14 protein-coding genes and 2 pseudogenes are annotated in these 15177 nt (G+C 49.1%); 10 read left to right on the plus strand and 6 right to left on the minus strand.

Going from position 1 to position 15177, the window contains the following annotated elements:
- A pseudogene (locus tag BO74_RS03745) lies at window positions 1-927 on the minus strand (IS3 family transposase); the annotation flags it as partial.
- A 103-nt stretch (window positions 928-1030) separates the two neighbouring features.
- On the opposite strand from BO74_RS03745, the pseudogene istA reads away from it, so the two are divergent.
- The 6 genes and pseudogenes from istA to BO74_RS03775 form a co-directional block, all read left to right on the plus strand.
- Window positions 1031-2398, plus strand: a pseudogene (gene istA, locus BO74_RS03750) (IS21 family transposase); the annotation flags it as partial.
- Window positions 2391-3194 (plus strand): IS21-like element helper ATPase IstB, encoded by an 804-nt coding sequence (gene istB, locus BO74_RS03755; protein ID WP_496440128.1) that lies wholly within the window; start codon window positions 2391-2393, stop codon window positions 3192-3194. The pseudogene istA and the gene istB, both read left to right, overlap by 8 nt.
- A 364-nt stretch (window positions 3195-3558) precedes the next feature.
- A complete protein-coding gene (locus BO74_RS03760; protein WP_496440130.1) occupies window positions 3559-3903 on the plus strand; it encodes a hypothetical protein in 345 nt (114 codons plus the stop codon).
- A 46-nt stretch (window positions 3904-3949) separates the two neighbouring features.
- Window positions 3950-4342 (plus strand): hypothetical protein, encoded by a 393-nt coding sequence (locus BO74_RS03765; protein ID WP_496440132.1) that lies wholly within the window; start codon window positions 3950-3952, stop codon window positions 4340-4342.
- A 428-nt stretch (window positions 4343-4770) separates the two neighbouring features.
- Window positions 4771-6579, plus strand: a complete 1809-nt coding sequence (locus BO74_RS03770) for an ATP-dependent nuclease (RefSeq protein WP_496440134.1) — start codon at window positions 4771-4773, stop codon at window positions 6577-6579.
- 182 nt (window positions 6580-6761) lie between these two features.
- A complete protein-coding gene (locus BO74_RS03775) occupies window positions 6762-6938 on the plus strand; it encodes a hypothetical protein (protein WP_496440136.1) in 177 nt (58 codons plus the stop codon).
- A 214-nt stretch (window positions 6939-7152) separates the two neighbouring features.
- Here the strand turns inward: BO74_RS03775 and BO74_RS03780 are convergent, their stop codons facing one another.
- From BO74_RS03780 to BO74_RS03795, 4 genes are all read right to left on the minus strand, one after another.
- Window positions 7153-8223 (minus strand): tyrosine-type recombinase/integrase, encoded by a 1071-nt coding sequence (locus BO74_RS03780; RefSeq protein ID WP_496440138.1) that lies wholly within the window; start codon window positions 8221-8223, stop codon window positions 7153-7155.
- 171 nt (window positions 8224-8394) lie between these two features.
- The gene (locus tag BO74_RS03785; protein ID WP_496440140.1) at window positions 8395-8790 is read right to left on the minus strand and encodes a group I intron-associated PD-(D/E)XK endonuclease; all 396 of its coding nucleotides are present in this window, start codon (window positions 8788-8790) and stop codon (window positions 8395-8397) included.
- 335 nt (window positions 8791-9125) lie between these two features.
- Window positions 9126-9434 (minus strand): hypothetical protein, encoded by a 309-nt coding sequence (locus BO74_RS03790; RefSeq protein ID WP_496440142.1) that lies wholly within the window; start codon window positions 9432-9434, stop codon window positions 9126-9128.
- Window positions 9427-9621, minus strand: a complete 195-nt coding sequence (locus tag BO74_RS03795; RefSeq protein WP_496440145.1) for a hypothetical protein — start codon at window positions 9619-9621, stop codon at window positions 9427-9429. The genes BO74_RS03790 and BO74_RS03795 overlap by 8 nt, the downstream gene beginning before the upstream one ends.
- Before the next feature lie 645 nt (window positions 9622-10266).
- On the opposite strand from BO74_RS03795, the gene BO74_RS03800 reads away from it, so the two are divergent.
- Both BO74_RS03800 and BO74_RS03805 read left to right on the plus strand, forming a co-directional pair.
- On the plus strand, window positions 10267-11367 hold the full coding sequence (locus BO74_RS03800) for a hypothetical protein (protein WP_496440148.1): 1101 nt from the start codon (window positions 10267-10269) through the stop codon (window positions 11365-11367).
- Window positions 11368-12681: 1314 nt separating this feature from the next.
- The gene (locus tag BO74_RS03805; protein ID WP_496440151.1) at window positions 12682-13140 is read left to right on the plus strand and encodes a hypothetical protein; all 459 of its coding nucleotides are present in this window, start codon (window positions 12682-12684) and stop codon (window positions 13138-13140) included.
- A 208-nt stretch (window positions 13141-13348) separates the two neighbouring features.
- Here the strand turns inward: BO74_RS03805 and BO74_RS03810 are convergent, their stop codons facing one another.
- Window positions 13349-13594 carry a hypothetical protein gene (locus tag BO74_RS03810; RefSeq protein WP_496440153.1) on the minus strand — a complete coding sequence of 82 codons (246 nt, stop codon included), beginning with the start codon at window positions 13592-13594 and terminating at the stop codon, window positions 13349-13351.
- Between the two features lie 812 nt (window positions 13595-14406).
- Between BO74_RS03810 and BO74_RS03815 the strand changes: the two genes are divergently transcribed.
- Both BO74_RS03815 and BO74_RS03820 read left to right on the plus strand, forming a co-directional pair.
- Window positions 14407-14679 (plus strand): hypothetical protein, encoded by a 273-nt coding sequence (locus BO74_RS03815; protein ID WP_496440155.1) that lies wholly within the window; start codon window positions 14407-14409, stop codon window positions 14677-14679.
- Window positions 14680-14724: 45 nt separating this feature from the next.
- Window positions 14725-14988 (plus strand): hypothetical protein, encoded by a 264-nt coding sequence (locus tag BO74_RS03820; protein ID WP_496440157.1) that lies wholly within the window; start codon window positions 14725-14727, stop codon window positions 14986-14988.
- Window positions 14989-15177 lie beyond the last annotated feature (189 nt).

Below are 15177 nucleotides of genomic sequence, written 5' to 3' on the forward strand. Positions count from 1 at the left end.
TGTCGCGCCAGCAGCCCTTTCCATCCATGCTGATCTGGATTTTGTGCTGCTCAAGCACGCTGATGAAAGCCGTGCTGGTAAATTGACTGCCCTGATCGGTGTTCATGATTTCCGGCGCACCGTACTTCAGAATGGCTTCCTCCAGCGCCTCGACACACGGATCAGCCGTCAACGTGTTGGACAGCCGCCAGGCCAGCACACGGCGTGTCGCCCAATCCAGAACGGCCGTCAGATAGACGAATCCGAGTTGCATCGGGATGTACGTCGTATCCATGGCCCAGACCTGATTCGGGCGATCGATGGTGAGGTGACGCAGGAGGTACGGGTAGATCCGGTGCGCCTGGTTCCGCCGGCTGGTGTTGGCCTTGCGGTAGAGCGCTTCAATGCCCATTTTCTTCATCAGCGTGCCGATGTGTTTGCGGCCGACCACGATCTTTTCCAGCCTGAGCATGTCTCGCAGCATGCGAGAACCAGCAAACGGATGTTCCAGATGTAATTCGTCGATTCGACGCATCAGCAGAACGTCGCTTTCCGACATCGGCTGCGACCGGTAATACGCCGTCGAACGGGAGAGGTCGAGCAGTTGTACCTGCCGCACAACCGGCAGATCATGCGCCTTGTCAATCATCGTTTTGCGCTCGCATCGCCCATGCGACCGAGCGCGCCGGCTAAAAAATCGATCTCCAGCGCCTGCTGGCCTATCTTTGCGTGAAGGTCTTTCAGGTCCGGACCCACCACTTGTTTCTCAGCGGCCGTTGTGAATACGCCAACTGCATTCTCCAGCAACTGCTGCTTCCATTGCGTAATCTGGTTCGGATGAACGTCAAATTTTTCCGCCAATGTGGCAAGGGTCTCATCGCCTTTGAGGGCGGCTATCGCCACTTTCGCCTTGAACGCGGCTGTGTGATTACGGCGGGGTCTTCTCATTGCTCTCTGCTCCTGTTGGTCGGCGACTTCCGTCGCTTATTGAAGCAGAAATATCACTTATCCGACTGCCCGAATTTCCGGGGCTACCTCTGAAGGCACCGAGCCGAGCTACCGTCGCTCGCGTCACGACACCAAGATTGCGCCGTATGCCGCGCAACTCATCAAAGCCCTGGAGACAGACGCGCACCGTCCGAAACGGGATCGGCGTACCGCGCTGAAACTGTTCCGAGAAATCCAGGCGGCAGGCTTTACAGGGGATTACAGCCGCGTCACCGAATTTGTCCGGCGTTGGCGAATCGAAGGCGGAACTGCGGCGGTCAACGCCTATGTCCCGCTCAAGTTCGAGCTGGGTGAAGCCTTCCAGTTCGACTGGAGCGAAGAGCATCTCCTGATCGGCGGCGTCTGGCGCAAGATCCTGGCGTCTCACCTCAAACTCTGCGCCAGTCGAGCCTTCGTTGTATCGGCCTATCCCACGCAAAGCCACGAAATGCTGTTTGATGCCCACACCCGAGCCTTTACGGCCTTGGGTGGCATTCCCCGGCGCGGCATCTACGACAACATGAAGACCGCCGTCGATAAGGTCAATAAAGGCAAGAGTCGTATCGTCAACTCGCGCTTCTCAGCGATGGCTTCGCACTACCTGTTCGATCCGGACTTCTGCAATGTCGCCTCCGGCTGGGAGAAAGGCGTGGTCGAGAAGAACGTTCAGGACAGCCGGCGACGGGTCTGGCAAGACGCCAGCAAGGAACGCTTTGGCTCGTTCGCCGAACTCAATGTGTGGCTGCTGGAACGCTGTCGGGCGCTATGGCAGGAATTGCGGCATACCGAGTACGAGGAACTCTCCATCGCCGAGATGCTGGAGCACGAGCAACCCAGCCTGATGCCGATGATCACACCCTTTGATGGCTACGTTGAAACGATGGGCAAGGTCTCCAGTACGTGCCTGGTGATTCTCGATCGCAACCGATACTCGGCACCCTGTGAGTTAGTCGGCCAGATCGTCAGCATCCGCGTCTATCCAGAACAGATCGACCTTGTAGCTCACGACACGCGGGTCGCCAGCCATTTGCGCAGCTTTGCACGTAAAGAGACCCTCTACGACTGGCAGCACTACATCCCACTCATTCAGCGAAAGCCGGGCGCCTTGAGAAACGGCGCGCCCTTTGCTGATATGCCGGTGCCGCTACAGCATCTGCGTACGCTCCTGCTTCGCCGCGAAGGGGGTGATCGGGTGATGGCCAAGGTGCTGGCCGAAGTGCCGAAAGCCGGTTTGGAGAACGTACTGGTGGCGGTCGAACTGGTGCTCGAATCCGGCGTACCCAGCGCAGAGCACATCGAGAACATGCTCAATCGACTAAAGGCGCCGCCGATGCCCGAGACCATCGACTCGCCCTTGCAGATTAGCGAGGAACCGATTGCCGATACCGGTCGGTATGACCGTCTGCGTGACGAGGTGACCGATCATGCGTGACCTCATTGCTGAATTCAAGGAACTGCGTTTGCCGGGAATGGCGTCCGCCTGGGCGGAGTTGGCGACTAATGGGGGATCAAGCCGATTGGAAGCTTCGCGCTGGCTAATCGAGCATCTGCTGCAATCGGAGCACACCGACCGCGCGATGCGTTCGATCGGCTATCAGATGCACGTCGCCAAATTCCCGGTGCATCGTGATCTGGCGGGTTTCGACTTCGAGCAATCCAAGGTGGATCGGAACCTGATCCTGCAACTGGCCGACCTGTCCTTCACCGAGTCGGCACAGAACGTGGTGCTGATCGGTGGCACAGGGACGGGCAAAACGCATCTGGCTACGGCACTGGGCGTGTCGGGAATCAGCCAATGGTGCAGACGGGTGCGCTTCTTCTCAACAGTGGATCTGGTCAATGCACTTGAGCAGGAGAAAGCGGCCGGCAAGGCCGGCAGAATCGCCTTGGCGCTGATGCGCATGGATCTGGTTATCCTTGATGAACTGGGCTACTTGCCCTTCAGTCAGGCCGGCGGGGCTTTGCTCTTCCATCTGCTATCGAAGCTCTATGAGCATACGAGCGTGATGATTACGACGAATCTGACCTTTGCTGAATGGCCGAGCGTATTTGGCGATGCCAAGATGACGACGGCGCTTCTGGATCGGCTGACGCATCACTGCCATATCGTCGAGACGGGCAATGAGTCGTTCCGCTTCCGGCACAGTACGTCGGTAGCAAAAGCCAAGATCAAGGCGCGGGAACAGAGCAAACGGGGCAAGCCGGAAGAGGAGGTTGAACCGTTCTGACGGCGCCGCGCTGGGAATTCTGTTACGGGCTACGCCCTCCACGGCATTCCCAGCGCACCTCCGAGGTCAATCACCGTTCTTCGTTCACTAACGGAAAAACAGCTCAGACCAGACCGGTCTGCGCTACACTTATCCACAGCCAAGCCAATGACAGGCGGCTATCGCCCCTGGTCAAAATTCAACGCGCACAGCTGGTCACTTTTAAACGCGCGCCGACACGAAAGCGCTTGGCGGTGAAAATACGGAAGCTAACACTGTCGCTTGTTGCCATTCCATCAATCAAGCTTTCGGGAATGCCACGCCAAAGGAAAAGCTAACGGCGATCATCAACGCTGGTGGAAGGTTGGAGTGCCCGTCTTCTCCCGTGAAGAAAGCAGTGCCTGTATCGGTTGCCCCCGATCCTGTTAAGCAGCCCGTCGCGAAGAAACCTACGGCTCCCTCGTCACCGGCAAAACAGCAGCCTGCTACGAATCAAAAGCCTCCCCCCGAGATAAAACCTTCCGAATTCCGCAAGCCTCTTCAAGAAGCATTCGTAAAAGCCGCTGCTATGAATGGCGGTGACAAGGCGTTACTGACTGCCATCAGTCTGGAAGTTCGGAAGGTTGTGAGTGGATTCGCCGTCAAAAAGTACGGCGAAAAAACATTCGCCAATCTCGTGAAGAAGCTCGGCTATCGGATCGATAATAATTGGTGCTTTCCTCCAAAATGACCCTGTGCTGGTGGATGTCGCTTTCCTGACCTCTGAGATGATGACAATGAACCGAGAAAGTGTTCTAGAAAAGCTTCTGAAGATGTTTCCATCGGTAACTGAGAGAGGACTCAGTGAAATCCTATCCGTAGGGATGCCTTATGAGAATGCCCAATTGCTGTCAGTTCATCAAGATGAAAATGGGAGGTCTATTTCAGTTTTTACTGTACATCTGATAGAAACTTCCGTTGAAGAGGATGCAAAACGATATCTAGTTAGGGTCTGCTGCCCCGCTGGAATACTAGAACAACTTTTTCCTATTGTGCCGTTCGAACAACGCGACATCTTACTAGCATGTCTTCTACGTCAAGCGACAGATGCCGAGTTTGAATCAGTTATCCGTCCGTTCGGTGATTTATGGCTTGATCCGGATAGGCTGCAAAAATTTACTTTGGACTGACCCTATATGATCTGGTTACAGCATCCGTTTTGGCTATCTCCAATTGCTTTTTGAGGATGCTGACTGTTTTCGTGAGGAAGTTCCTAGCCAGGAGTTTTCAGCAATCTGTCATAGAAGCCAGCCCAGTTTTTCCCCTCATCGCCTAACCCCCTGTTTTTAGTGGCGACTTCGAGGTACGCCATAAACCCATACAGGTTGTGGCCGAGGTTTTGCAGGGTGAATAAAGAAGAGGACGCCGATTGGCGTCCTCGAAGTGGCTCCAGCTTTGTCAGTTTATTGACCCGCACAATGCTGGCAAACAGTCTTGAAATTGTGCGAAGACTGTCAGCCTTTTCAGTTATTGATGGCAACAATTATCACCTTGCATAGAAGCACTCACAGTATCTGGCATAATTTATGTGCAATTCGATTTTAGATTCCCATTCCGAATGGCATTTTTAGTCTCACGTTTATATGCCAGACTTCCTCTTGCAGTTGCAGTTGTCTGCATTAATTTGATCAAGAGAGCATCAATGAGGCTTACTCACATAACAATTAGGAACTTCCGCTCCATTAAGAAATGTGACTTAAAAATTGGTAATGTTCTAGCTTTAGTTGGGGAAAACAACTCAGGCAAATCAGCTATCCTCAGAGCATTAAACGCTTTTTTTAATTATCGGGAAGAGGAGCAGGATTTTCTTAACGGGAAACATCTTCACACGCAAAAAGCCAAGCCAATTATCAAGCTGACTTTTGCTGGTGATATAAAAGATTTTTCCACTGATACCAATCACGATTCTTTAACGGTTGAAACTATTTACTATCACGGGAAACGTTCTGTAAAAATAAAAACTGACGGGAAATTAAAATCATCAAGTGAAGCTATCATCGATAGAATTAAAGAGAAGATAGACTACTACTTCATTCCGCCAATTAGGAATCACAAGAATCTAGAATGGGCAGAGTCAACAGCTTTCAAACGACTTGCAGAGGATTATCTGCTTAAAGCTACTGAAAAGCGTGACAACTACACCCCAAAATTTAAAGCTGCGACCGAATTTTTAGAAAATAACGGACTTGATAAGCTGGCTCGTTACATCAGAGAAAAATACAACATAAATTCAAAGTTTGATTTTAAATTGGCGTTTCCTGATGAAATCAGTTTTATCGGATTTATTGGTGGTTTAAGGTTTCTTGTGAATGAAAAAAATTCTATTCATGAGATGTCTGAGTGTGGAGCTGGTGTTCAAAGCTTAACAATTATCGCTTTACATAGAGCATTAGCTGCTATCAATAACAGAAGCATTATCCTTGGTCTGGAGGAGCCTGAAACGAACCTTCACCCACAAGCACAACGGGAAGTGATCAGGTCACTGATCAGAAATATACAAGATGCTGACGACAGCATTGCTCAAGTAGTCTTTACAACCCACTCTACAATTATGATCGATAGCGTAGATCATACAGAAGTCGCATTGTTCCAGAAGGTTGAAGATGCGATCAGAGGTATTAAGACAGAAGTCACTCAACTTCCATCGGATTTTTACGAGAAATATGCACTTGAAGAGCACAAGTACTATCAGTTCCATCACTACCGGAACAGTGACTTTTTTTACTCAAAACTTGTTGTAATTGTTGAGAGTAAAAATGATGCTCAAGCTATTCAAGAAATAATGAAAAAAGATGGTATCGAACTAGATGATTTGGGTGTGAGTATAGTCAATCTTGAAAGTATTAATAATCTCAAGTATGTATTCTCGTTAGTTAGGGAAATCGGGTTGCCTTATCTACTTGTGGTTGATAAAGACTTCTTTGTCCCTTATGAAAATGACGAGTTAGATGCTAGCAGGGATAGCAAGGGTTTCCCAAAGTATAGAAAAGAATACGTCAGCGAAAGAGTAGATTTGTTCGCGACAATTATTTCTGTAAAAAAAGATCGAGATGATCTCCTTGGTGCGTTGATTAATAACCATACTGAAGCGCTGAAAATTCTTTCTTCGTATCACACTGTATGTATGAAGTGGGGGCTTGAGGTTGATCTGATCGGAAGTTCAAGAGGGCGAGAGTTGTTCTACACAGAATGTAAAATCCCCCAAAACAAGCGGAATGCCTATGAGCTACTTGTTAACAACAAAAAATCAATCAAAGGTATTGATAAAATCGCCCCTGTTATTCGAGCACTACCTAAGAATAATTATCCTCGCAGCTTTTCTAAGATTCGAGAGCTTCTTACCAAAAAATTAGCAGCTCTGGCGTAATAGGTGAGCCGAATCACAATTCGTGTTTCATGATTTTTTCAGTGACTGTAACTATTCAACGACAAAATATCCCATCTGTAGCTTAGCGATCACATAGATGCCTTGAAATCACTTGGTTATATTTATTTACGTCTGAACAAAATAGGCATAAATACCGGTAACACCAAACCGGAGCCAACATCATGACCCTTTCTGAAATTGTCGATATCTCAGTACAGCAGCGTAATGTGCAACGCCTCAAGCAGAACGCAAAACGACAAGCTGAACAAGCCAAGGCTGCTCAGGCCAGGTTGAAAATCCAGAAGGCCCAGCAACAATTGGCGCAGGCGAATCAACCAACCGATTCCCCTACGCCTTAGCCGATGTCAAAGTGGCTTGATCCCATGAACTGAGCAGGTTTTACCGTACTGCGCTTCGATCATGGCTCTGGCTTGCCCCAAGATTCCGGGCATCAACTGTGGTTTTCAGGCTGGATGTCAGGCTACTGCCGATGGTGGCCTTACCCGGCTCGAACACCCGATAAACGGAAAATGTGACTTGGAATTGCGACATGGTGATTCTCCCTGATGTTGACTAGATGCTGCGCTGGTTTAACCTGTTGATCACGTCACGGGCTTTGGATGTCACTTGCCGTTGCTCAAGGTGCGCGTAACGCATGGTGGTCTTGATGTCGCTGTGCCCTAAAATTTCCCGAACTTCGTATACGTTCATGCCGTTCTGGATCAAACGCGAGGCGTGGGTGTGGCGCAGCGTATGCACTCGGCAATTCTGTAATCCAGCCCGTAAAATCGCTTTGCGAATTGATTGCGTGCAGTAGCCCCGTGACCCGCCATCGCGGTTATTGAAAACATACGGACTGTTTTTCGCGGTCACTCTGCGCGACAGAACCGCAAAAACTCGATCCGTCATATACAGCACGGTTTCGTTTTGCACCTTCGAGCGCCAGAGATTGATTGTTCGCTCGGCAAGATCAATGCGCCGCCATTCGATATTGGCAATCTCGCTGTACCGTGCGCCGGTATCGAGCAACAGAATGACCAAGTCGAATGCGTCCTGCATCATTCGCTTCAATTCGTCGCTGCGGTCTGTCATGGGCTTCAGGCCGGAACCTTCACGATCAGGCGCGAGTTCCCTGAGCAATTGCTGTTCCTCGGCCTCGGAGAGATAACGCAATGAAGGCTTCGGAATCTTCACTACGGGAAATTCAAGCGGGCTGGTTTGATAGCCCAGCTTCTGCGCAAATTTCCATGTGCCTTTGATCAGCAACAGGCCGTACTTGATGATTTCAGCACCGACACCTTCAGCAATGCGGCTTTGCTTGAAGCGTTCAAGGTCATGCGATGTCAGTTCGTCGATCTGCTTTTTCATCGGCAGCAGGCGGCACAGCACCGTTTCATGCGCAACGAGATTGGCGTAACTGGCAATGCCTTTCTTTGATACTTTGTACTGTGTGAATGCTTCAGCCAACGTGATGCGCTGTTTGCGGCCTTGATATTGCTGGGAGTGCAGTTTGGCCTTCCACTCAATTTCCATCTGCTCGGCAATTTTCTTGACGGTAGTTCTGGCCGAACGGATGTAGATTTGCCCATCGAACTGGAAGTGCATGTACCAGTTCTTGCTGTTTCCTCGTTTGACGATGCTCATGGTGTTTGTCCGTTGCCGTTGTTCGATATGGAGACCATCGATTACTTTCCGGCCAAGGACAACGGCTATTCCACTGTGGATTCCAAATATTTCACTGGATATCGGACGAGTGCTACTTGCAGTGGATATCGGACGGGCACTACTTGCAGTGATATCGACGGGATATGGCTTTTAGATTCTCCGAAACGCTCTCAGAAAATTTGTCGGGTGTTTGCTGAACCGCACATGTTCTGGTGATTTCAGCGGCTTTCGATCTTCAGCGAAAGCTGGCGTTATGTACCCCCACTCGCCGGGAACTGAGAAATAGACGACATAATCAATCTTCGCTCCATGCCATTTGTTTTCGACAACGACTTCATCGTCTGCCGTATTCAGGCTCTTAACCTGTATGCGGTAGTAGCGATCATCATCGGCGATAACGAGATCAGTTTTCTTTCCATGATCGATGGCGGGGATCAAGACCTCCCAGCCATCACCCAGCAGCCAAGCGGCCAATAGGTTTTCGAAAGACAACTGTTTGTGAGCGGCGAGGGTGGTAGGTTTGATTTCGGCATTGCGTACAGGCATGACATTATCCTATTTGGTTAATGCCGTACGACAGCCGATTGCGGTGGCCCCCTGTATACGGTCCGAGGTGGTCAAAAAACCATCCTCCCGATAAACATCACCCACTGCGAAAACGTCAGTAAAAGAATAGTTAAGGCTGCCAGCCTCGCGGTTCGGGGGTGGCCCCCACATCCCACGTTAAAACTACCTTAGCCCATAGCGGACCGTGATGTATTGATGCCCAAGCTGAGCTGGGCGCGAATGCATGTTTGAAAACATGATCGTTGAGTTGATTATATCGATTTTTCTCTGACCATCAACCCCATTCGCGCCTCTCGTTGATAGACGCCTATCACTCAGTCTGGGGCTTTGGCTGCTTTCTTTGACTTGCGGCGGCAGTTATACCAGTACGTGACTGCGCCTTTCTCGGTGAGCGTTGCGCCTTGAACGAAGGCGGCGATGACCACTTCCTTGTCCTCGGCCTTCAGTGCCTCGAAAATGACCATTGCGGCATCGGCCTTGGATTTACCCTCTTTGATAATGGCTTTTCCTTTGGCGATGGCCTCCTTGATCGGCGGCTTGTTGAGATCGATCTTCTTCGGTTCGACGGTTGCTGCCGGAACGGTTGCCGTGGTGGGTTCAGGTGCGGTGGTGGTTTTACTCATGATATTTCCTCCAGATTTGCTGAGTGAGTTTGTCGATGACGGATTGCGGAGCGGTCTCGAATCCGGCGATGTCATCCAGCAAGCCGAGTAGGGCGTCGGTGAAGTCCTCGAACTCCAATCCTTCATCGAATTCCTCGATGATGATTTCTACCAGTTGTTGCTTCTGATCGGCTGTTAGCGTGTGCATCGTTGGTGCCTTTCTCTTGACCGCAGAGGCACCATCCAACCGATCCGCTTACTGGGCAACGGCCAATCTGGAAAATATTTCGACTATTTTTATCAGGAAGGTAAATGCTACAAATTAATGCCTGAACGAAAATGAGCAGCTTCTAGCAATCATTGGTCGAAACATCAGGGGAGAGATATAGGTCTCAAAATTTAGCTCAATTAGCACAAGATGGTAGGCTGCGGAATCTCACCTTACTTGACCATCGATTTGTACTTGAACTGATCAAGCATTCTCATCGTACTTGACCAGCGATATCAGCTTCTAGACCAGAACGATGTCATGTTGGAAGATTCGGCGTACTATCGGCCAGAAGCGGAAGTAGCCAACACGCTCTAAAAGCTGCCGTTCAACTTGCCTGATTGAACTGGTCCGGAAGTCTTTAATGGCATCCAGAAATGAAAGAACGCAGTTTATCTCCCGTCGTTTTCCTCTTCGGTGGCTGTGCAACGATCTCGAGCGTATTTGCAATCTCTGCCGTCACCGCCGGGCAGGACGGCAAAGCCCCCATCAGTTGGCGACCTACGGCACGGCTGTTGGGAGGCCAAATATCCATGCACCTTCTTGGCACGCAGCGCTAAACGATTCAATTTTGGAGGTTGCTGCATGAAACGCATCGCGAGATTACTACTGGTTCTTGCCATCCCGTTGTCTGTCGCATCGATTTGCAGTGCAGAGATAGTCGACACAGGGATCGTTATCGATTCCCGGGCGACTCTCAAACCGCTCTATTGGTGGGACGACGACAATCTGCTGGTTTCCGGCGTTCGAGCGGATTGGAAAGCCGGCGACCCCAAAGGCTGGCGCCTTCTGCACTACAAGCTTTCCGACAGAAGCGTGATCGACATGGGTTCGTTTGGCGGCGCATTCTGCGTTGCCAACGGATTCATCCGCTATTGGCGACCCACGCCGGAAACCGAAGAACGAATGCTGACGGATCAGAAGCGTATTCGCTTGGCCGGTTCGTTGGAGCACCTTGTTGAAGAGCATCGCCCCTTACCTCCCCCGGGCCCTAGACCGCCGTCCTATAACGAGCTGAGTAACTGCAAGTTCCCGGATGAACTCACTGTTCCCGAGTGGCTCGAAGCGGCGCAAAAGTCCGGGCGTATTTTCAGACCCTTGAAGCCGGAGCATGGGAGGGTGGAGTTTGTCGGGGGCAAAGAGAGTTCACATGGTTTGCCGAAATACCCCATTGCAATTCATCGCCCTGAAGGTCAGAGCAGCCCCATTCCGATCGACACGAGGGCTTTTCAGCCTTGGATTGATCAGGGCGAAACGATCCGTCTAGTCCGCCATGAAGCCTTCAAGAATGCTTATTTGCTTGCAATTGCCGATGGCGGCGCAGGGCAGACGAACGGGGGGTACTGGTGGCTGTATCCGGACGGCCGGGTCGAACAAATCCTGCTCTATACCAGAGAAAAAACAACTGTCCAGGGCGGAAGTTACCTGCATGGGATTCCTGCGAAGGGCGCATTTCTTCGCATAAGTGTCGACAACTATCCGGTAGACAAATCGGGCCTGTACCTTCGCCGGGCGGATGGCAGCTTCAAGAAGCTTATTAGTGGCTGGGCTAGTAGTGTGAGTTTTTCAGTTTCTCCCGATGGCTGCAAGGTGGCCATTGGAATCGACACACGCTGGTCCCGTGACAAGGGGCCGAACCAATACCCACTTCATCTGATTGACGTTTGCGAAAGGAATTCAAAATAATCGCACCTCGCAAACAATTGGGGGCCACGATTGTTTTCTTTGTAACGATGAGTTCCTGGCAAATCGAGCAAAATACCATGCTCCAACATTTAAGCTATCGTGCGCTGAACGTCCGCTTTTCAAAACCCTGACCGTCTCCTTTGGGTCGATTTGAGGCGGTCAGGGAAATGCGGACTATTGGTCAGGTCTCGCAAGAACTGGTGGTCAGGGCGGTGCGATTCCGAATAGGCAACAAAGGCCATAAGTCGAATGCATATCAAGCGAAGTTATTTGTTATTCATGAATGGCTTAAAACCCAGGTTGTATATAAGAAAATAGTCTACAAAAAATAGGCACATACCCTAACTCGACTCATAAATAGAAGTAGAGAAACAAACTCAACAAATAGAAACGCCAACCGATATACCCTTCTATCGGAACGAGAGTCGAACACTCCCAGCATCACGGACCCTACGACTTAAAACATGAGCTAACTTGGGAGCAGTCTACTTTTTTAATAACTGTCATCAGTTACGAGTTGGGCTAAACCTCCGGTCACGCTCTGGGTTACTTCAAACCCTAAAGTGGGGGGCCATGGATTTGTATTTGATTGGCACACCTGATTTGTACACCCGATGGCATTTAAAAAAACAACAAGGATGAACTTCAATGGAATGAGCGCAGCGAATGAACAGTGAAGTGAAATCCTTCCGACCGAAGGGAGGCATCAGTGGTTACAACATGCGGTTTGATGGAACTGCGTCTTTCCACCCGATGGCAATTTCAGATCAAACCCGATGACGGAACCGATACACCCTACGGACTTCGTCCTTCGGGTGAAAAACAGGGATTGGCCACTTCGTGGTCGGCCTTCGGCCTCCCCAACCCCTGTTTTTGTGATTGATTCAAAACCAAAACCACATTGGCAGGAAATCGGTTTTACATCGAATCAGGTAACCAAATTGAAAGACATCGGGCATGGATCGAAGAGCAATCTGGTTCTGGTTGATGACCAGTAAAACCCCATAGCAAAAAGCAGATGTCGAGATCAAACAAGCCATCGGGTGGATAAATCAGATGTATCCAATGGCAAGTAATATCGGTTTTTCTATGGGGATGGCATTGCTCCTGTGATTGGTTCCGCTTCGCTACACCAATCCCAAGCAACAACATCAGCCCATAGAAAAACCTATCGGGTGGTGTAGTCAGTACGGTAATGGTGAAGAACCAATCTCATTGACCATTTCACCCCATCATTGAGCAACCATGAACCCGACAGCAAGGGTTCCGTTTTTCAGATCTCCATAAATACTAACAATATTGGAGGGCTGGTAAATGAAAACAGAAACGGAAATTAAAGAACAGCGTAGTGAGATCAATAGAAGATGGCGTGCTGAGAACAAGGAAAAGGTTCGAGAGCACTCAAAGAAATACAGGGACAAAAACCCTGAGTACCAAAAAACATATCAGCAGCAATGGCGATCTAGCAAACCGGACTACCAAAAACAATGGCGTGACCAAAATCCTGATAAGTCAAACGCATCAAGAAGATTCCGATATGGTGCTTTAAAAAATTCTATCCCAACATGGTTTGAAGATGAACTTGTTGCACAGATATACAAGAAACGTGATGAACTAAATGACTTATATGATTTACGCCTAGAAGTTGATCATATCATCCCTATAAACCCAAGAGACAAGTCCGTTTGTGGGCTTCATTGCTGGGCAAATTTACAGTTATTGGACAAGTCAATCAATTCAACAAAAAATGACAACTACCAACGTGACTGGTGAGTTGCCGTTTTCACCCTAATGTTTCGATTTATGAAAATTGTCGAATTAGTGTAAAAAATCGGCAGCAAGTAAAAAGCCCAAGACCGCTGTGTTTCGGTTCTTGGGCCAATCAAACCACACTGACTTACCGTGGGTTCCTACATCAATACACTCGCCACCGTTAATTAATCGCTTAGACGACGATTACGACACGGTTACGGCGGTGTTTTTACGCTTTCGGAGTACGGGGTTTGCGTGGCGTAACCGTGGAGGCAATCAGTTTCAAAACGTCTTTGGCCAGAATGCCGGTATCAGCAGCCACTTTTTCAATGTCAGCAATGATGCTTTTGATTGCTTTGTGATCAGCCGAGAGAGCAGACTTGGCCTTGATGCGGGCTTCTATTTCAGCCTGCTTTTTCTTCAAGTCTTCCAATTGTTGTTCTAGGCTCCGACGAACGCCTTGACCTTTGGGCATATTGATCTCCTTTATTGATTAGTGGCTAAATTGTACAACACTGCGTATTGAACGTCGTACCGGAAATAAAAAAGGAGGCCGCAGCCTCCTTGGTTGATTTTCATATTACGCTCTATTTGTGTTTCGATATGATCAATTGCGTGTAGGTTCGAGCACCGGCCACCGTCAAACGGCACTTGTATTGAAACATCTGGACGTATTCTTTGCGGGATAGGCCGGGTTTGGCGTTGAAGAGGGCGAGGCAGGATTCCATTTTTGTCAGGCCTTCACGGCAAAATCTTGAAGGGGTTATGACGTACCTCAATATCCACGCAAGAATCACGGGGTTAGGCAACTGATTCTGAAATTGGGGTCGTTTTCATGCCAGTTCGCAAGAAAGTACCCGTTAGTTTGGGGGCCAGATGGATCATTTATCGCTTCGATCACCACCCTCAAAAACACTACGGGTTACATTGTTGAGTATTACTTGTCTGATGCCATCAAGTTCAACTACTTCGCACCAATAGCAGGTTTCCGGACAACTTGCTTGTTACACCCATCCCCATAATAAAACTATCCATCAAAACAAAATCTTGGGCAACGGGTTTGGGGAACAGGCAACTGTTGACCTTTATGGGTATCCAGGTATCAAAATTCAAAGCATGTGCCGTGTTGTCAGTTTGGTATTAATGAAGGATCATAGCCATACTGGAGAATCTGTCTCGACTCAGATGCTCGGTTGAGTTAAACGACGATTGATCAAGTCTGTCTCGTTGCCGGTGATCGATCTCTCCGTGAAAGTTACGTTTTTATTTAACTTTCCGGAGATACAAATGCCTCAACTTTTTTCGTTGGGCCAAGTCGTCGTAACAAGAAATTGTCTCGATTATGCCCAAGAGCAGGGTATCAATCTGACTGAATTGGTCAATAGACACGTTAGCGGCGATGATGGTGATTTGTGTAAGGCAGACCAACAACTGAATGACCTTGCGATTAAAACGGATGGCCGGGTTTTTTCATCCTATACGATTAATAAAACGAAGTTCTACGTAATTACTGAATGGGATCGTAGCTATACAACGGTGATGCTGGCCGAAGATTACTAGCGATTTCTCACTCATAAATATCTCTGGAAACCATGGAGATTGACAGTGAGTGATACCTACAAATATCTGCCCAAGGCACAGAAGGAAGCAATCGATCAGTTTGACGTTGAAACCTTCAATTTCCTTCTTGAACACAAAGCGTATGGAGAGATCGCCGCTATCTACGATCTGATTGCCCAGATACATTCAGAAGGCGCACCACTCAACGAATACCACCGTGACGTATTGGTCTATCCGTTCAAGTTGTGGGGTCGTCGTGCTGGCCAAGTTATGTTCGAGTTCAGGAAGGAATTCTGGAACTCAAAATGAAAAAGCCCCGGAACTAAGCCGGGGCATTTTTTTGTCTTTCATTTTAGTTACTTCATCTCATCTACTTTGTCGTACATCAGTTTTTGAAACGTACTGAACTTCATCTTCCGAAGATCATACTCCTTACGAATTATCTTGAATGCTGCTGCGTGCTTATCGATGATAGGTTGAAGGTGTTTGACAAGTTCG

This window comes from Propionivibrio pelophilus DSM 12018 (assembly GCF_059569095.1).